This is a genomic window from Pseudonocardia sp. Cha107L01 (assembly GCF_052566575.1).
In genome coordinates this window covers 8,079,437-8,096,706 of the sequence record NZ_CP199579.1, presented here as the reverse complement: position 1 = coordinate 8,096,706, position 17,270 = coordinate 8,079,437, and the positions used below count along the sequence as shown (strand labels likewise).

At 71.7% G+C, this 17,270-nt stretch carries 20 protein-coding genes; 10 read left to right on the top strand and 10 right to left on the bottom strand.

Annotated features, from left to right (window positions below; all coding sequences use genetic code 11):
• Window positions 1-5: 5 nt before the first annotated feature.
• From ACTXG6_RS38220 to ACTXG6_RS38205, 4 genes are all read right to left on the bottom strand, one after another.
• On the bottom strand, window positions 6-1,052 hold the full coding sequence (locus ACTXG6_RS38220; RefSeq protein WP_445184190.1) for a hemolysin family protein: 1,047 nt from the start codon (window positions 1,050-1,052) through the stop codon (window positions 6-8).
• Entirely contained in the window at window positions 1,049-2,389 is a 1,341-nt protein-coding gene (locus ACTXG6_RS38215; protein ID WP_445184189.1) for a hemolysin family protein, read from the bottom strand. Before ACTXG6_RS38215 ends, ACTXG6_RS38220 begins: the two co-directional genes overlap by 4 nt.
• 152 nt (window positions 2,390-2,541) lie before the next feature.
• The gene (locus ACTXG6_RS38210) at window positions 2,542-3,009 is read right to left on the bottom strand and encodes a PPOX class F420-dependent oxidoreductase (protein ID WP_445184188.1); all 468 of its coding nucleotides are present in this window, start codon (window positions 3,007-3,009) and stop codon (window positions 2,542-2,544) included.
• A 58-nt stretch (window positions 3,010-3,067) separates the two neighbouring features.
• The gene (locus ACTXG6_RS38205) at window positions 3,068-3,658 is read right to left on the bottom strand and encodes a hypothetical protein (RefSeq protein ID WP_445184187.1); all 591 of its coding nucleotides are present in this window, start codon (window positions 3,656-3,658) and stop codon (window positions 3,068-3,070) included.
• Window positions 3,659-3,716: 58 nt separating this feature from the next.
• On the opposite strand from ACTXG6_RS38205, the gene ACTXG6_RS38200 reads away from it, so the two are divergent.
• Window positions 3,717-4,694, top strand: coding sequence for a helix-turn-helix transcriptional regulator (locus ACTXG6_RS38200; protein WP_445184186.1), 978 nt, complete (start codon window positions 3,717-3,719; stop codon window positions 4,692-4,694).
• Window positions 4,695-4,758: 64 nt separating this feature from the next.
• Here ACTXG6_RS38200 and ACTXG6_RS38195 read toward each other — a convergent pair whose 3' ends face one another.
• A complete protein-coding gene (locus ACTXG6_RS38195; protein WP_445184185.1) occupies window positions 4,759-5,640 on the bottom strand; it encodes a DUF559 domain-containing protein in 882 nt (293 codons plus the stop codon).
• A 286-nt stretch (window positions 5,641-5,926) separates the two neighbouring features.
• Between ACTXG6_RS38195 and ACTXG6_RS38190 the strand changes: the two genes are divergently transcribed.
• Genes ACTXG6_RS38190 through ACTXG6_RS38170 form a run of 5 tightly spaced genes read left to right on the top strand, consistent with a single transcriptional unit; the run spans window position 5,927 to window position 9,059 of the window.
• A complete protein-coding gene (locus tag ACTXG6_RS38190; RefSeq protein WP_445184184.1) occupies window positions 5,927-6,172 on the top strand; it encodes a ribbon-helix-helix domain-containing protein in 246 nt (81 codons plus the stop codon).
• 32 nt (window positions 6,173-6,204) lie between these two features.
• Window positions 6,205-6,549, top strand: a complete 345-nt coding sequence (locus ACTXG6_RS38185) for a hypothetical protein (protein WP_445184183.1) — start codon at window positions 6,205-6,207, stop codon at window positions 6,547-6,549.
• 44 nt (window positions 6,550-6,593) lie between these two features.
• Window positions 6,594-7,331, top strand: coding sequence for an SDR family oxidoreductase (locus ACTXG6_RS38180; RefSeq protein WP_445184182.1), 738 nt, complete (start codon window positions 6,594-6,596; stop codon window positions 7,329-7,331).
• Entirely contained in the window at window positions 7,328-8,329 is a 1,002-nt protein-coding gene (coaA, locus tag ACTXG6_RS38175; protein WP_445184181.1) for a type I pantothenate kinase, read from the top strand. The genes ACTXG6_RS38180 and coaA overlap by 4 nt, the downstream gene beginning before the upstream one ends.
• 25 nt (window positions 8,330-8,354) lie before the next feature.
• A complete protein-coding gene (locus ACTXG6_RS38170; protein WP_445184180.1) occupies window positions 8,355-9,059 on the top strand; it encodes a YoaK family protein in 705 nt (234 codons plus the stop codon).
• 2 nt (window positions 9,060-9,061) lie between these two features.
• Here the strand turns inward: ACTXG6_RS38170 and ACTXG6_RS38165 are convergent, their stop codons facing one another.
• From ACTXG6_RS38165 to ACTXG6_RS38155, 3 genes are all read right to left on the bottom strand, one after another.
• Complete coding sequence (locus tag ACTXG6_RS38165) at window positions 9,062-9,910, bottom strand: polysaccharide lyase family 7 protein (RefSeq protein ID WP_445184179.1); 849 nt, start codon at window positions 9,908-9,910, stop codon at window positions 9,062-9,064.
• Window positions 9,911-9,965: 55 nt separating this feature from the next.
• Entirely contained in the window at window positions 9,966-10,619 is a 654-nt protein-coding gene (locus tag ACTXG6_RS38160; RefSeq protein WP_445190216.1) for a cation transporter, read from the bottom strand.
• Between the two features lie 113 nt (window positions 10,620-10,732).
• Entirely contained in the window at window positions 10,733-11,062 is a 330-nt protein-coding gene (locus ACTXG6_RS38155) for an ArsR/SmtB family transcription factor (protein ID WP_445184178.1), read from the bottom strand.
• A gap of 140 nt (window positions 11,063-11,202) precedes the next feature.
• Here ACTXG6_RS38155 and ACTXG6_RS38150 point away from each other — a divergent pair, with 140 nt between their 5' ends.
• Window positions 11,203-12,033 (top strand): ABC transporter permease, encoded by an 831-nt coding sequence (locus ACTXG6_RS38150; protein ID WP_445184177.1) that lies wholly within the window; start codon window positions 11,203-11,205, stop codon window positions 12,031-12,033.
• 12 nt (window positions 12,034-12,045) lie between these two features.
• Here ACTXG6_RS38150 and ACTXG6_RS38145 read toward each other — a convergent pair whose 3' ends face one another.
• Window positions 12,046-12,645, bottom strand: a complete 600-nt coding sequence (locus ACTXG6_RS38145) for a TetR/AcrR family transcriptional regulator (protein WP_445184176.1) — start codon at window positions 12,643-12,645, stop codon at window positions 12,046-12,048.
• A 147-nt stretch (window positions 12,646-12,792) separates the two neighbouring features.
• Here ACTXG6_RS38145 and ACTXG6_RS38140 point away from each other — a divergent pair, with 147 nt between their 5' ends.
• From ACTXG6_RS38140 to ACTXG6_RS38130, 3 genes are read left to right on the top strand one after another with little or no spacing between them, the layout of a single operon-like run.
• The gene (locus ACTXG6_RS38140; RefSeq protein ID WP_445184175.1) at window positions 12,793-12,927 is read left to right on the top strand and encodes a hypothetical protein; all 135 of its coding nucleotides are present in this window, start codon (window positions 12,793-12,795) and stop codon (window positions 12,925-12,927) included.
• Entirely contained in the window at window positions 12,924-13,616 is a 693-nt protein-coding gene (locus tag ACTXG6_RS38135) for an SDR family oxidoreductase (protein ID WP_445184174.1), read from the top strand. The genes ACTXG6_RS38140 and ACTXG6_RS38135 overlap by 4 nt, the downstream gene beginning before the upstream one ends.
• Window positions 13,613-15,148: a flavin-containing monooxygenase gene (locus tag ACTXG6_RS38130; protein ID WP_445184173.1), complete on the top strand. Its 1,536-nt coding sequence runs from the start codon at window positions 13,613-13,615 to the stop codon at window positions 15,146-15,148. The genes ACTXG6_RS38135 and ACTXG6_RS38130 overlap by 4 nt, the downstream gene beginning before the upstream one ends.
• Window positions 15,149-15,547: 399 nt before the next feature.
• Here ACTXG6_RS38130 and ACTXG6_RS38125 read toward each other — a convergent pair whose 3' ends face one another.
• Complete coding sequence (locus ACTXG6_RS38125; RefSeq protein ID WP_445184172.1) at window positions 15,548-17,188, bottom strand: DHA2 family efflux MFS transporter permease subunit; 1,641 nt, start codon at window positions 17,186-17,188, stop codon at window positions 15,548-15,550.
• Between the last annotated feature and the right edge of the window lie 82 nt (window positions 17,189-17,270).

Here is a 17,270-nt window from a genome sequence, read left to right as displayed (position 1 = left end):
GAGCCTCAGTCCACCGTGGACTCGGCCGGTGCCCGCACCGCGCCCATGTAGTACTGCAGCAGGTCGTCCATCGACACCACGCCCACTGTCTCGCCGCCCCGAGTGGTCACCACCCTGGCCAGGTGGGCGGCCGAGCGGCGCAGCGCGGCCAGCGCATCGTCGAGCCGGGCGTCGCAGGGCAGCTCCGGCAGCCCGCGGACCCGGCTCGCCGGCAGCACCGCGCCCGGGTCGTCGGCCTCCTCGAGCACATCCTTGACGTGCAGGTAGCCGATGAGTCGGCCGGAGTCCTCGCGGACCGGGAACCGGGAGACCCCGAACTCGGCCACCGCCGAGGCGACGTCACCGACCGTCGCCGCGACCGGCAGCGTGACCACCCGCTCCAGCGGCACCATCACGTCCGCCACGGTGCGCCCCGCCGAGCCGAGGGTCTGGGTCAGCCGACTGCTCTCATGATCGTCCAGCAGTCCCTCGCGCCGGGAGTCGGAGATCATCTCCGCCAGCTCGGCGCCGGTGTACGCGCTGTCCAGCTCGTCCCTCGGCGTGACGTGGAACAGCTTCAGCACGACCGTGGCAGCCATGGTGAACAGCATCAGCAGCGGCCGGGCCACCCGGCAGAACGCGTAGTGCGCCGGCACCAGGATGACCGCGACCCGTTCCGGCCCGGCGATCGCCAGGTTCTTGGGCACCATCTCCCCGAGCACCGTGTGCAGCATCGCGACCAGGCCCAGGGCCAGCGTGAAGGCCACCGGGTGCAGGATCGCGGCGGGCGCCCCGAGGGCCTCGAACGGGCGCTCGAGCAGCCCCGCCAAGGCCGGCTCGGCCAGCAGCCCGAGGCCGAGCGAGCACAGCGTGATGCCCAGCTGCGCACCCGCGATGAGCAGCGGCAGCTGCTCGCCGGCCCGCAGGGTGGCCCGGGCGCTGAGGCTGCCGTCCTCGGCGAGCGCGGTCAGCCGGTCCCGGCGGGCGGTGATGATGGCGAACTCGGCGCCGACGAAGAACGCGTTGCCGATCAGCAGCAGCACCGAGACGAGCAGCGCGGCGAACTCGTTCACCGGTCCACCCCCGCCGGGGTGGCTTCGGTCGTCCCGGTGCGGGCCAGCCGCAGCTCGGCGATGCGGTTGCCCTCGCGGCGCATCACGGTCAGCCGCCAGCCGTCCAGGTCCAGCTCGTCACCGACCACCGGGATCCGGCCGAGCCGCTCCAGCACCAGCCCGGCCAGCGTTTCGTAGTCACCGTCCGGCAGCACGAAACCGGTGGCCTCGACCAGCTCGTCGGCCCGCAGCAGGCCGGAGACCAGCCAGCTGTCCGCGCCGAGTGGGTGGACCGGGCCGGGGCCGACCTGGTCGTGCTCGTCCCGGACGTCGCCGACGATCTCCTCGACGAGGTCTTCCAGGGTGACGATCCCGGCGGTGCCGCCGTACTCGTCGACCACCACGGACAGCTGGGACCCTGAGGCGCGCAGCCGGGCCAGCAGTGCGTCGCCGTCCAGCGACTCCGGCACGGTCAGCACCGGTCGGGCCAGGTCGGCCATCGTGGTGGCGGCCCGGTCGGGCACCGGCACCGCGAACGCCTGCTTGACGTGCACCACACCGTGCACCTCGTCCAGGTCCCGGCCGTACACCGGGAACCGGGAGAAGCCGGTGTGCAGAGCGTTGGCCACCAGGTCACGCACGGTCGCCGTCGAGGGCAGCGCCTTGACCTGGACCCTCGGCGTCATGAGGTCCTCGGCGACCCGGTCGGTGAACCGGATGGCTCTGGTCAGCAGGGCGGCGGTGCCCTGGTCAAGGGTGCCGTGCGCGGCACTCGAGGAGACCAGCGCGCGCAGCTCATCGGGCGAGCGCGCGGAGCGCAGCTCCTCGGCCGGCTCGACGCCCAGCCCGCGCACGATCCAGTTCGCCAGCGAGTTCAGCCCGTTGATCAGCCAGCGGAACACCCGGCTGAAGGTCGTCTGCACACCGGCCACGGCCCGTGCGGTGGACAGCGGGCGGGCGATCGCCAGGTTCTTCGGGACCAGCTCGCCGAACACCACCGACAGCCCGGTGGCCAGCGCCAGCGCGATGACCAGCGCGACCGCCGCCGCCCAGGAGCTCGGCAGGCCGAGGCCGAGCAGCGGCGGCTCGATCAGCACGGCCAGCGCCGGCTGGGCGATGTAGCCGGTGACCAGGGTCGTGATGGTGATGCCCAGCTGGGCGCCCGAGAGCTGGAAGGACAGCGTGCGGTGGGCCCGCTGCACCTGCCGGGCGCGCCGGTCGCCCACCGTGTTGACGTGGGAGTCGATCTGGCTGCGTTCCAGCGTGGTGAGGGAGAACTCGGCGGCGACGAAGGTCGCCGCGGCGAAGGTGAGCGCGAACACCGCCAGCACGCCGAGTACCGACCACAGCGTGTTCACCGGACACCTGGCGGAGAGGGCAGGAACTGGGCGCGCGGGAAGCCGGGCAGGGCGCCCGGCTGACTACTGCAACCCGGATCGGCGGCGGGCGTGGGACTGGCCGTGGGCACGAGAGTGCGAACCTCCTTGAGGAGGTATCCATTCTACGGCCGTCAGGACGACCCGTCTTCAGGTGGGAAGCCTCCGGTGGCGATCGGGCCCCAGCGCTCGACGGTCAGCCGGATCAGGCACTTGCCCTGGCGCCGCATCGCGTCGCGGTACTCGTCCCAGTCCGGGTGCTCGCCGGCGATGCACCGGAAGTACTCGACGAGCCCGTCCAGCGCCTCGGGCAGGTCCAGGACCTCGGCCGGGCCCTCCACCTGTACCCAGGCCCCGTCCCAGTCGTCGGAGAGCACGCAGGCCGTCGCGCGCCCGGTCCGCCGGATGTTGGCGACCTTGGCCCGGGCCGGGTAGGTGGACACCACGATCCGGCCCTCGCCGTCCACGCCGCAGGTCACCGGCGAGGTCTGCACGCCGCCGTCGCGTCGGTCGGTCACGAGCAGCGCGTGGTGTCGGCTGGACAGGAACTCGGTCAGCTCGGCGCGGTCCACCTGGTCCGCGCGCGCGATCTTCGGTGCCATGCCAGCAGCGTAGGACCGCCGGGGTGCCCGGCGCGCGTCGGCGACCCGCGCGGCCGGCTCAGGGGCGGCGGCCGGTGAGCCCGAGCAGGCGGTCCCGCGCGCTCGCGCCGGCCGGCACCGCAACAGCCGGGCCGAACACACCCCAGGCGCGCCACTGCTCGGCGATCGGCGCCAGCACCTCGGCCAGGCCGCTCACCAGCTCGTCGGAGAGCGGGTCGGAGACCTTGAGCACGGTGGCCAGGTCCCAGGCTTGCAACGCGCGGTACACGATGATCTGTTGCAGGTAGTCCCGCGCGGAGAAGTCGCCCGGCGAGCCGAACGAAAGGTGCGCCGGCCGGTCCGGCTCGGTCAGCTCCAGCGCGGCGGCACAGGCCCGTTCGCTGATGGCGCGCCAGCCCGCCTTGAGGTCGGCCCCGAGTGGCTGCTCGGGGAACAGCGCCGTGCCGTCCTCGATGGTGCCGCCGGCCAGGGTGTGGCCGACCCACTGGTCGTCCCGGGCGTGCGCGATCACCAGGTCGCGCACGGTGCCGCCACTCATGCCTCCCTCGGCCGCGACCGGCCAGTCCCACTGCGCGTCGGTGATCTGGTCGAAGACGCTGCTGAGGGCCTGTTCGGCCAGGACGAAGAGGTGCTGCTCGGGGATGGTCATGGGAGCAGTCTCTCGGCAGTAGCTGACATCTTCTGTCAGGTACCGGCAGACTGGTCGGATGCGCGCGAGCCGGTTGCTGTCCCTGCTGCTGTTGCTGCAGAACCGGGGTCGGATGACCGCGCCGGCGCTGGCCGCCGAGCTCGAGGTGTCGGTCCGCACGGTGTACCGGGACGTGGAGTCGCTCGGCGCCGCCGGCGTGCCGATCTACGCCGACCGTGGCCCGGCCGGCGGTTACCAGCTGCTGGACGGCTACCGCACCCGGCTCACCGGCCTGACCTCCGACGAGGCGGACAGCCTCTTCCTGGCCGGCGTGCCCGGGCCGGCCGCCGAGCTGGGTCTCGGCGGTGCGCTGGCCGCCGCGCAGCTCAAGCTGACCGCCGCGCTGCCGGCGGAGCTGCGCGACCGGGCGGCCCGGGTCGGGGAGCGGTTCCACCTGGACGCCCCGGGCTGGTTCCGGGACGCCGAGGACACCCCGTTCCTGTCCGACCTCGCCACCGCGCTGTGGCGTGACCAGCGGATCGCGGTGCGCTACCGGCGATGGGGGCACGACGAGGTGGACCGGCTGCTGGACCCGCTCGGCCTGGTCCTCAAGGCAGGGGTCTGGTACCTGGTGGCCGGTGGCTCGACCGGGGCGCCGCGCACCTACCGGGTCTCCCGGGTGCTGTCGCTGCGGACCTCCCCGGGGCGGACCCACCGGCCGCCGGACTTCTCCCTGGCCGAGTTCTGGCGCACCCGCTCCGCCGAGCTGCGCGCCGCGCTCTGGCGGGCGGAGGCGACCGTCCGGCTCTCACCCCGCGGCCTGGAACTGGTGCCGGTGCTGCTCGGGCAGCTGGAGGCGCGCGCGGTGGCGGAGTCCGCCGGTGAGCCGGCCGGGGACGGCTGGGTCACAGCCACGCTGCCCATCGAGTCGACCAGGCACGCGGAGTCGGTGTTGCTGCGCCTCGGCGCCGACGTGGAGGTGCTCGCCCCGCCGGAGCTGCGCGAACGCCTGGCCGCCGTGGCCCGTGCGCTGGTCGCCCGCTACGACAGCCAGTGATTAACTCAACGTGGTTCATGTTCGATCATGAGTTCGACGTGAACCATGTTGAGCTCGCCGCGGGTCAGGCCGGCCGACCCCGCAGCTCGAGGATGTCGCGGACCCGTTGGGTGGTCTGGAACAGGCCGATCCCCACGTCGTCCGCGACCAGGCGCAGGGTCTCCCAGCCGTACCTGGCGAGCAGCGAGTCGCGGCGCCGGTCCAGTTCGGCACGGCGCCGGTCGAAGTGGAGCGCGCCGTCGTACTCGACGGCCAACCGGGCGGCGGGGTAGGCCAGGTCGACCCGGGCGAGGGTGAACCCGTGCTCATCGACGATCGGGCACTGCACCTCCGGCACGGGTAGGCCGGCGCGGACCAGCCCGACCCGGAGCCGTGTTTCCATCGGCGACTCCGCCCTCGGGTCCGACAGCGCGACCACCGAGGCCAGGCGGCGGCAGCCGCGCGCGCCCGGTTCCCCGGCCCGGCGGGCGAGCAGGTCGGCGGGGTCGAACGCCGTGCGGTGCGCCAGCGCATCGACCGCGACCACGGCCTCCACCAGCGGCAGCCGTCGAGCAAGATCCCAGCCGGTGCGCGGCGCGGTGGTCACCCGGCAGCCCGCCGCAAGGGTGACATCCGGCTCGGGCACCGACGCGTAGCCGATCCGGAGCCCGCGATGCGCCCGGACGTACCCGGGTACGAGGACCTCGGCCGGCGCGTTCCGGGGTGCGCAATCGGCGCCGAGCAGCCGCGCCGCCGAGTAACCGGCGAGCACCCCGCCCCGATCGCGGACCAGCAGGTACGCGGCAAGCGAGCGAACGGCCAGATCCGGTTCGAGCGCGCCCGGGGCGAACACGTCGGGGAACAGTCGGACGAACCGGGGCCCGTAGAGCTCGCCGCGGCTGACCAGGCCGAGTGCCCGCGCCTCGCTACCCCGGAACGGGGCGTCCAGACCAGCCCTGTGCAACACGCCGCCCAGCGTGACCGCCGAGGCCCGTCCCCGTGGGTGTTTCGCCGAGTTCAACCTGGTTCAGGTCGAACCCATGATCGAACGTGCACCAGGTTGAGTTGATCATGCCGCCTGAGCCTGTGACACGCCGGGACTAGCAGACGGATCGGCGATCTGCGACTTAGGCGCCGGCTACTCGCTGGATCAGGGTAATTACTCACCGGAGTCGGCGTGTCGGGCACAAGTCTCAACACTCACGCGAGTACCGGCTGCTGACAGCTTTCCAACCTCCGGTAATCTCCGCGGCATGGGATCCGAGCGGATAACGGTCACCCTGCCGCCTGAGCTGGTGGCCAACGCTCGAATTGCGGTGCGCAGTGGCGCCGCGGCGAGCCTCTCGGCCTTCGTTGCCGACGCGCTCCGAGGTCAGCTCGAGCGGAACCAGGCGCTGGATGAGCTGGAGCGTGTCCTCGGGGGACGGCCGCCGCGCGAGGCGCTGGAAGCGGTTCGCCGCGACTTGGGTCTTCCCCCGGCAGGTCAGCAGGTCGCGTGATTGGCGGGCGAGTCCTCGACGCCTCAGCGGTAATGGCCTTCGCTTCACAGCGCTCGGTCTACGCGGCCGCCCTCGTGTGGACCGTGGTCGAGGAACACATGGTTCTGGTACTGCCGTCGGCGGCCGTCGCCGCGGCGTGGTCCCAGCTGGAGGCCAAGTACCACCCGGTGCTCGAGGTACTGCTCCGGCTGCCGAACACGGTCATCGACGACCTGGATGCCGACCGCGCCCGGGCGGTGGGCCAGCTCGAGCCCGGCGACCTCGAGGCGGCGCACGCGGTGGCCTGCGCGCAGCGGCGGGGCTGGCCGCTGGTGACCACCGACGCGGCGCGCTACAAGGAGTTCAACGTCCAGGTGCCGGCCGAGGAGATTCCCTGACCGCCCCGCCAGCCGCGGCGCCGCCGCGGCGGTAGGTTGCCGCCATGGCGGGGCTATTGCGAGGCCGGCGGGTCCTGGTGACCGGCGCCTCGGCGGGCATCGGGGCGGCGGTGGCGCGCTCCGTGGTGGAGGCCGGCGCCCAGGTGGCCCTGCTGGCCCGCGACAAGGATCGGCTGGCTGACCTCGCCGCCGAGCTCGGTCCCGCCGCAACCTCGGTGACCTGCGATATCACGGATGACGACGCAGTCGCGGCCGCCGTGGACGAGGCTGCTCGCCGGCTCGACGGCTTGGACGGCGTGGTGAATTCCGCCGGACTGTTCGGCGCCGGCACGCTCTCCGACACCGACCCGGCCGCCTGGCGGGCGATGTTCGGGGTCAACGTGCTGGGGCTGCTGACCGTCACCCGGGCCGCCGTACCGCACCTGCTGCGGGCCGGTCAGGGGGCCAGCGTGGTGAACATCTCATCGATGTCCGGGCGGCGGGTTCCGAACGCCGAGTCCGGGGTCTACTCGGCCACCAAGTTCGCCGTGCACGCGCTCGGCGAGTCGCTGCGGTTGGAGCTGGCTCCCCAGGGCATCCGGGTCACCACGGTGGCCCCCGGCATGGTGGACACCGACATCGCGGCGAGGGTGCCGGACAGCGAGTACGTCGAGCGGTTCCGGGAGCGGCTGCGCACGGACGGCCTGCCGCCGAGCGCGGTCGCCGCCGCGGTGGTTCATGTGTTGGGCACCCCGCCCGGGGTCAACGTGGTGGAGTACGCCGTTATGTCGGTAAGTCAATGAGCGAACTCGCGTCGGCGCGGACCGCCCAGACCGGTCCGGTCGCGCACTCGAGCCTGTCCCGCTCCTCCTCGCCGTTCGTCGACTTCGACCGTGCGTCCTGGGCCCGCCTCGGCGAGTCGATCGCGCTGCCGCTGACCGCCGCGGAGCTGGCGCAGATCCGCAGCCTCGGTGACGAGGTGGACCTTGACGAGGTCCGCGAGGTCTACCTGCCGCTGTCGCGGCTGCTGAACCTGCATGTGCAGGAGGGTGGCCGGCTCTACCGGGCCTACCGGACGTTCCTGGGCGACCAGCCGGCCCGGACGCCGTTCGTGATCGGCATCGCCGGGTCGGTCTCGGTCGGCAAGTCGACCACGGCGCGACTGCTGCGCACCCTGCTGGCCCGCTGGCCGCACCACCCGAGGGTGGAGCTGATCACCACCGACGGCTTCCTCTACCCGAACGCCCAGCTCGAGGCGCGCGGTCTGATGCTGCGCAAGGGGTTCCCGGAGTCCTACGACCGGCGGGCGCTGCTGCGTTTCGTCACCGAGGTCAAGGGCGGCAAGGACGAGGTGCGCGCGCCGGTGTACTCGCACCTGACCTACGACATCATCCCGGACCGGTCGGTGGTGGTGCGTCGGCCGGACATCCTGCTGTTGGAGGGGCTGAACGTGCTGCAACCGGCCACGGCGGGCCGGGACGGCCGGGGCAGCAGCCTGACGGTGAGCGACTTCATCGACTTCTCGGTCTACGTCGACGCGCCGCCGGAGGAGGTGCGCAGCTGGTACATCAGCCGGTTCCTGCGGCTGCGCGAAACGGCGTTCCGTGACCCCGCGTCCTACTTCCGCCGCTATGCCGACCTGGACCAGCCGTCCGCCACCCGCCGCGCCGAGCAGCTGTGGGACGAGATCAACGGGCCGAACCTGCGCTACAACATCGCGCCGACCCGCAGCCGGGCGTCGCTGGTGCTGACCAAGGGGCGCGACCACGCGGTCACCCGGATCCGGCTGCGCAAGCTCTGAGCCCGCGCCGGGGGAGGATGTTGTGGTGACCGGGCCAACCGCGACCTCGAGGCGGGTCGGGGCGTTGCTGGTGACCTCGAACGGGTTCGTCGACGCCTACACCTACCTGGCGCACGGCGGCGTCTTCGCCAACGCGCAGACCGGCAATGTGATCCTGTTCGGGGTCGGGCTGGCCAAGCCGGGCGAGGTCGACGCGCTGACCCACCTGTGGCCGGTGATCGCGTTCGTCGTCGGCATCGTGGTGGCGAACCTGTTCCGCGGCGAGGCGGCCACGCGCCAACTGCGCTACCCGCTGCGCTACGTCCTCGGGCTGCAGGCACTGGTGCTGGTCGCGGTCGGGCTGCTGCCGGCGAGCGCACCGGAGCCGAGCATCACCACGAGCATCGGGTTCGTCGCGGCGCTGCAGTTCTCCCTGTTCCGTTCGGTGCGCACGGCCACCGTGGTGCCGGTGGCGATGACCGGCAACCTGATGCGGACCACCGATGCGGTGCTGACCGCGCTGCGCGGGCGCCGCCGCGAGGATGTCGCGCTCGCCGTGCTCTACGTGTCGCTGGTGCTCGGATTCGGCGCGGGCGCGGTGGTCGGTGCGCTGGTCACCGGGGTGGTCGGTACCCGCGCGGTATGGATACCCGCCGCGATGATCGTCGTTGCGCTGGTGCTGTTCTTCATCGACGAACCGCGGCACCCCGCGCCGTCGGATGACGCGCTGCCATCGGATGACACGGCCTGAGCTCAGGGTGCCGTCGTCACCTCGTTGATCGCGTAGTAGGTGACCCGGCCGCCGTCGTTCGGGTCGTCGCTGTCCTTGGCCTGCTGGTAGTCGCCAACCTGGAAGCGCACCGGCTCGCCGTGGAAGGTGGTGGGGATGGGTGCGGTGACCCGCTGGGTCTGGCCGCCGTAGGTCGCGGAGAAGACCATCCCGCCGTTGCCCACGTCGCTGATCGTGAAGTTGAACCGCGCACCCAGCGGTACCCCGGAGATCAGCGGGTAGGTCTTCGCGTCGTTGCCGTCCTGGGTCGTCTTGACCACGACGCGGAGGTTGCCGTTCTGGTAGTGCAGCATCACGTACGGCACCGAGATGATCGAGTCGGCGCCGTGGATCTGGCCGATGATGATGTCCTTGGTGTCACTCGGGACCTGGGCCACCGACAGTGCGGCAGTCAGCGTGTGCGGACCGCTGCCGGCGTCGAAGTTGTTGAGGCTGTTGAGCTCGGTGCGGGGGTGCGCGGAGTTCTTGGTGGTTGCTCCGACGGCCGGCGCCCAGAACGTCAGGCTGCCGTCCGGGTTGGCGGTCAGCCACGGCGGGGTGGCGGCCGCCGGCTGGATGATCGCCGCGTTGCCCTTCTTGCCCTCCTCCGGGATGGTCAGCTTCCAACCGTCCAGGCTGATGCTGCTCGCCGGTCCGGGCTGGGCGGGGGCGGCCGGCGGCGCCGCGCGTGGCGGAGTGTGCGGATAGCCGCTCCCGCGCGTGGTGATGCCGAGCCAGAGCCCGCCGCCGAGCAGCACGACGATGACCGCCGCGATCGCCAGATAGCGACCTTTGAGCAACGCCGATCGCCCGTCCCGCTTGCGCTGCTTCACTCTCCCAAGGTAGCGCGCACCCCGGGCCCGCTCGCCAGTGTTGTAAGGGGCCTGATCAACAGCACGGGCGCCCGCGCCAGGTGTCGCGGCCCTCTTTCAGCGCGACCGCGGCGATCACCAGAGCGGCGACCGGATCGGCGCCGGACCAGCCGAACAGGGTGTTGAGCAGCAGACCGGCCAGCAGGATCGCGGACAGGTACGTGCAGAGCAGGGTCTGGTGCGAGTCGGCGACGGCGCTGGCCGAGTGGAGCTCACGGCCGGCCCGGCGCTGTGCGTGCGAGAGCACCGGCATGACCACGAGGGACAGCGCCGCGAGCACGATGCCGACGGTGGACGGCGCGGCCTCACCAGCGCCGGCGAGGGCGCGGACCGACTCCACGCCGACGTACCCGGCCAGCGCGAAGAAGGACAGCGCGACGACCCGCAGTGCGGCCCGTTCCCTGGCCTGCGGGTCGCGGCCGCTGAACTGCCAGGCGATCGCGGCGGCCGAGGCGACCTCGATCACCGAGTCCAGCCCGAACCCGATCAGCGCGGTCGAGGAGGCGGCGGTGCCGGCCGTGATGGCCACCGCCGCCTCGATCACGTTGTAGCTGATCGTGGCGGCCACCAGGTAGCGGACCCGGCGGACCAGCACCTGGCCGCGCACCGTGCCAACGCCGGCCGGCGCCTCGGCAGCGGCGCCGGGCGCTTGCGTCGTCGCGCCCGGCATCGTCGCGCCCGGCATCGTCGTCGCGCCCGGCGTCGTCGGGTGGCAGCAGCCGTCGGTGCAGTCGGTCAGGGTCGGTGCGGGGCCACCGCCGGTGGCCGGGGTGTCGGCGCTCATCAGCAGCAGTCCTCCGTCCCGGCGACCGGGCAGGCGGCCGGATCGGTGACCAGTACGAGCTGGAGCAGGTCGCCGAGGGCGTGCGCGAGCCGGGGGTCGGCGAGCTCGTAGCGGGCCCGCCGGCCTTCCGGGACAGTCACCACGAGCCCACAGCCGCGCAGACAGCTCAGGTGGTTGGACAGGTTCTGGCGGGTCACCCCGAGCAGTTCGGCGAGCTCGGCCGGGTACCCGGGCGCCTCGCGCAGCGCCAGGAGCAGCCGCGCCCGGGTGGGGTCGGACAGGGCGTGCCCGAACCGGGCCAGCACGTCGCCGTAGGTCAGTGTCTGCACGCCCAGACGATACAGCAAACCCTGTATTCACCAACCACTGAACCCCGAGCAGCTCGCACAGACCGCGTGGCGTCGGCACAGACCGTGCAGTGTCTGTGCCGCCGGCGCTGGGTCTGTGCGAGCCGGACTAAGTTCGGCCCGTGAGCGGTTCGGCGGTGGTGCTCGGCTGGGGCCTCGGGCTTGCCCTGGTGCTGTTGATGCTCATTGCGGCCGGGTTCGCGCTGGCCCTGCACTCGGGGCTCAGCCGTCAGGTGCTGGTCGCGGCGGCGCGGGCCGTCGTCCAGCTCGCCGCGGTCTCCTCGGTGATCGTGGCGGTGGCCCGCTCGCTCTGGTTGAGCGCGCTGTTCGTGCTGGTCATGTTCGCGGTGGCGGCGTGGACCTCGGCCCGGCGGGTGTCCCGGGCCGGTGGTGCGTCGGTCGTCTGGCTGCCGATCGCGGCGGGCACCGTACCGGTGCTGGCGGTGGTGCTCGGATGTGGCGCGGTCCCGTTGACCGGCATTGCGATCGTGCCGGTTGCGGGCATCGTCATCGGGGGCACCATGACCGCGACGTCGCTGGCCGGTCGCCGCGCCCTGGACGAGCTCGGCACCCGGTACGGGGAGTACGAGGCCGGGCTCTCGCTCGGGTTGCTGGAGCGCGACGCGGCCATGGAGATCTGCCGCCCGGCCGCGACCCAGGCGCTGGTGCCGCCGCTCGACCAGACCCGCACCGTCGGCCTGGTCACGCTGCCCGGTGCGTTCGTCGGGGTGCTGATCGGCAGCGGTGACGCGATGCAGGCCGGCGCGGCACAGCTGCTGGTGCTGATCGGCCTGCTCGCCGCCGAGGTGATTGCGGTGCTGTGCACCGTCGAGCTCGTGGCCAGGGGGCGGATCCGGCGCCCGGCCGCCGAGCTCGCCGCCCCGAAACGACCGACGCGACCGAAACCACCGAGGCCACCGGGGCGCCGCCGGGTGCTGGCCTGGCGGCGGTGAGGCGGGCGCGTTCTAGGGTGTGCTCAGCATCTTTCGCACCATCGCGGTGTAGCGCGCCACCACGTCGTTGAGGCTGAGCGACCCGGAGTGGCGGAACCAGGTGCGCACCCCGTTGAGCATGTCCAGCACCGCCATGGTGCACAGGTCCACGTCGTCGGTGGCGATCTCGCCCGCCGCGCAACCTTCCTTGATCGCGTTCTTGACCGCGTCCTGGTAGGCCCACTGCAACCGGGTCAGCTCGCGGACCTGCGGCTCGTTGAGCGAGGCGCGGATGTGGTTGACCCGGAGCAGCTCGGCCCGCCGGGCGTCGCTGATCTCCAGGTGCAGCCGGACCGCGTCGAGCAACCGTGCGGTGGGTGAGCGCCGCGGGTCGCGCAGTGTCGGGATGATCTCGGCGTTGAACACCTCCATGAAACGGTGCACCACCGCGTAGAGGATCTCCTGCTTGTTGCTGTAGTGGTGGTAGAGCGTCGAGGACGAGATGCCGATCGCCTCGGCCAGGTCGCGGATCGAGGTGGCGTCGTAGCCGCGTTCGTAGAACAGCAGGGCGGCCCGGTCCAGGATCTGCTCGGCGATGTCCTGACCGCCGTCCAGTGATCGTTTACGCGCCATCGTCGGCTTCCTCCCACACTGGCCGGGCGGTCGGGTGAGTCGGACCGCTCCGGTTCATTGTGTCGATCGAACCGGTCGTTGAAAGACTCTCAGGCTTCTTGACGAGCAAATATAGTACGTTTAGCGTGTCGATCGATCGATCGACATGTGTTCGAGCTGACGTCCTCGCCGCTGCCCGCCGACTGGCTGCCCGACGGCGACGAACTGACCCCGACGATGAAGATGCGCCGCCGCGTCATCGGGTCCAAGTACGCGGCCACGATCGAGGAGCTGTACGCATGACCGGACGCACCGCACTCGTGACCGGCGCCAACGGCGGCATCGGCGCGGCCATCGCCGAACGGCTGCGCGCCGACGGTCTGAAGGTCCTCACCCTGGACATCAGCGGGCCGTGCGACATCCAGCTGGACATCGCGACGGACCCGATGCCGGCGGTGCTGGCCGAGGTGGACGTGTGCGTGTCCAACGCCGGCATCGTGGACACCATCGCCCCGACGCACCGGATGACCGGCGAGCAGTGGCGCCGCGACATCGACGTCAACCTCACCGGGGCGTTCCGGGTGATCCAGGCCTGCCTGGTCGGCATGCGCGAGCGCGGCTGGGGGCGGATCGTGGCGATCTCGAGCCTGGCCGGCCACGACGGGCTGCCTGGCCAGGTCGCCTACGCGGCGTCGAAGGCCGGGCTGCACGGCATGATGCGCACGATCGCCACCGAGAACGCGAAGCGTGGCATCACCGCCAACTGCGTGCTGCCCGGCATGGTGGCCACCCCGAAGGCACTCGCCATGCCGGACGCGGTGCGGGACCGGATCCTGCCGCTGATCCCGATGGGCCGGTTCGCCGAACCCGCCGAGATCGCCGGGTTGGTCGGCTACCTGGCGGGGGAGAGCGCCGGGTACCTGACCGCCCAGGAGATCGAGATGCACGGCGGACTGGGGCTCAACACGATGAGCCTTGGCGGCTCCCGGTGAGCGTCTCCAGTCAGGAAGCCCCCGCGGGCGCGCCGGCCGGGACCACAGGCCCCGAGCTCGGGCAGGTCGACGTACTCATCATCGGCGCCGGGTTCAGCGGGCTGTGCGTGGCCCGGGGGCTGCGCCGGCGGGGCTTCTCGTTCCGGATCCTGGAGCGGGCCGGCGACGTCGGCGGCACCTGGCGGGACAACACCTACCCGGGCTGCGCCTGCGACATCCCGTCGCCGCTCTACTCGTACTCGTTCGCGCAGCGGGCCGGGTGGACCCGGTTGTTCCCGCGCCAGCCGGAGATCCTGGACTACCTGCGCGACTTCGCGCGCCGCCGCCGGCTGCTCGAGCACATCCGCTTCGACACCGAGGTCACCGGTGCCCGCTGGGCGGAGGCCACCGGCACCTGGGAGGTGACGACCGCGACCGGCGATCGCCACGTCGCGCGCGCGGTGGTGTCGGCGATCGGTGCGCTGCACGTGCCGGCCACCCCCCGGTTGCCCGGGCTCGACACCTTCGCCGGCCCGACCATGCACTCGGCGACCTGGGACCACGGGCTGGACCTGCGCGGCAAGCGGGTCGCGGTGATCGGCACCGGGGCGAGCGCGATCCAGTTCGTGCCCCGGATCGTCGATCAGGTCGGGCACCTGTCGCTGTTCCAGCGGACCCCGCCGTGGATCGTGCCGAAGCGGGACGTCCCGTTCACCGGCCGGCAGCGGTTGCTGCGGCGGCTGGCGCCGTGTCGCTGGTACGGCAGGGCCCGGCTGTTCTGGATGCACGAGTCCCGCCGCAAGGGGTTCACCGCCGGGCCCGAGGACGCTCAGGGGGACGGCACCGCCGGGTTGGCCGCCGCCGAACGGCTGGCCCGCTCGCAGCTGCGCCGCCAGGTGCCCGACCCGCAACTGCGCGCCAAGCTCACCCCGGACTACGCGATCGGCTGCAAGCGACTGCTCATCTCCAGCGACTACTACCCCGCGGTGAGCAGGGCGAACGCCACCGTGGAGACCGCAGGCATCCGCGAGGTCCTGCCCGACCGCATCGTCACCGAGGACGGCGCCCAGCACCCGGTCGACGTGATCATCTTCGGCACCGGGTTCGACACCCAGCACGGGCTCGCCGCCGTGCCGGTCACCGGCCGGGGCGGCCTGGACCTCGCCCGGCGCTGGGTCTCCGGGATGGAGGCCTACCTCGGCACCACCGTCTCCGGCTTCCCGAACTACTTCGTGATGATGGGCCCGAACTCCGGGCTCGGCCACAACTCGCAGATCTTCATGATCGAGGCGCAGGCCCGGTACGCGGTGAGCTGCCTGGCCGCGATGCGCCGCCGGCGGGTCCGGTCGGTCGAGGTGCGCCCGGAGGTGGAGCGCGAGTACAACGACTGGGTGCAGCGTTGCCTCGACGGCTCGGTCTGGCAGGCGGGCGGCTGCCGGAGCTGGTACCAGCACGCGGAGACCGGTCGCAACACCCTGCTCTGGCCGTCCTCGACGATCGAGTTCTGGCGTCGGACGCACCGCGCGCGGCTGTCCGACTACCGCCGCGGCTGAGCGACCCGCGCCAGGAAGGTCCTGAATAATGTCTCTCGTCGCGAGCGGTGATCAAGTTGGATGCGTCGCAAGGCTTGTGTCGTCCTCGGAGTGGCCGATACCGGGGTTGTATCGCCCGCGACGACAACGCCGCGAGGCGCCGACGGGCGCCGCGCCGCAGAGCATGCGTTGTTCAGGGCGCTCCCGGTGAGGCTGCGCCTCGGGACCGCCAAGGTGGTGGCCGCGAAAAATACCGGACTGGCGTTGGTCTCGGTGACAATGGACGCGCCAAGGGTCGACACCAGGCAGCCCCGTCGGTGACGTGGCGTTACCCCTCTCGGGTAGTAGCTGGAGCGGGCGGACGGAACAACAGACCGGAAAACTCTGCCCAAGTGCCAAAGTTCCCACGCCCGAGGATCTCTAGTGCATCATCGCGGCCGGCTCGCGGGTGGTGCGGGCCGTGGCGGCGGCCGGCGCGGCATCGGCGTCCGCGGCGGCTCCGTCGGCCCCGGGCTCCGCCGTCGCGGCGTCCGCCGTCGGGAAGTCCTCCGGGCGCTTGATGAAGAACGCCAGTACGAGGCCGATGACGGTGAGCACGGCGCAGACCAGGAACACGTTGCTGTAGGCGTCGGCCATGACGTGGCCCTGCAGCTCCTGGTAGTAGCCGTACATGCCGGTCAGACCCTGGTCGGCGAGCTGCTTGGCCAGCGGGGTCTGCGGGCTGGCCGGGATCAGCGCGGCGCGGTCGGCCATCAGCTGGTTCGCCTGGTTGGTGGCCAGCACGGTCATGCCGGCGAGCCCGAGGGCGGCCGAGACCCGCTGGGTGATGTTGTTGACGGTGGCGCCGGAGCTGGCGAGATCGGGCGGGATGGCGGACAGCCCGGCCGTCATGATCGGCATCAGCGCGAGCCCGTTGCCGATGGCCCGGACGGAGGTCCAGAACACCACCTCGCCCTGGGTCATGTCGGGGTTGATCCCGCACAGCAGGAAGCCACCCCAGACCGCGACGAGCAGCCCGACCACCGCCGGCCAGCGCGGCCCGATCTTGTCGTAGAGGGTGCCGGCGATCGGCATGAACACGGCCAGCATGAGCGCTTCCGGCAGCAGGATCAGGCCGACGCGCAGCGGTTGCAGACCCTGGCTCTCCTGCAGGTACAGCGGCAGGTAGAACAGGATCGCGTACAACCCGACGGACAGGATGCTGATCAGCAGCAGCGAGTTCACGAACTGCCAGGACTTGAACACCCGCAGGTTGAGCAGCGGCTGGTCGCGTTCGAGCTCGATGACCACGAACAGGGCCACCAGCAGCGCCCCGGCCACCAGCAGCATCCGGACCCGGTAGCCGTCCCAGCCCCAGGACTGACCCTGGGAGGTGGCGAGCAGCAGCGCGAACAACCCGGCGCCGATGGTCACGAACCCCCACCAGTCCAGGGGCCGCTTCGAGATCTCGCCGACCCTGGGCAGCAGGAGGTAGCCCAGGATCGCGCCGAGGATGCCGACCGGGACGTTGATGTAGAAGATGAGTCGCCAGTCGATGTACTCGACCAGGTAGCCGCCAAGCGTGGGCCCGATCGCCGGTCCGACGACCACGCCGAGACCGTAGATGCCCATCGCGGCGCCCATCTTCTCCCGGGGCACGATCAGGTAGACGATCGTCATCGTGACCACCGGCAGGATGCCGCCGGGCACCGCCTGCAGGATCCGGAAGGCGACCATGCTGTTCAGGTCCCAGGCCAGCCCGCACAGCGCGGAGAACGCCGCGAAGCCGATCAGCGAGTACAGGTAGATGCGGGTCTGGCCGAGCCGTTCGCCCAGCCAGCCGCTCAGCGGGACCACCACGCCCAGCGACAGGGTGTAGGCGGTGGTGATCCACTGGATGCCGTCGGTGGTGGCGCCGAAGTCACGCTGGATGGTGGGGATCGCCACGTTCACGATGCTGATGTCCAGTACGGACATGAACATGCCGACGATCAGCACGAGCAGCGGGACCAGCCAGCTGCTGTTCGGCGCGCTCGCGGCCGGCGGTGCCACCGGAGGTCGGTCGACGGTCTCGGTGCTCATCGGACCCGACCGCCCCCGTCAGCTCGCAACATCATCTAACGAACGTATGCTGATACTAAAAGTAACAGGCTCACCTGTTCGT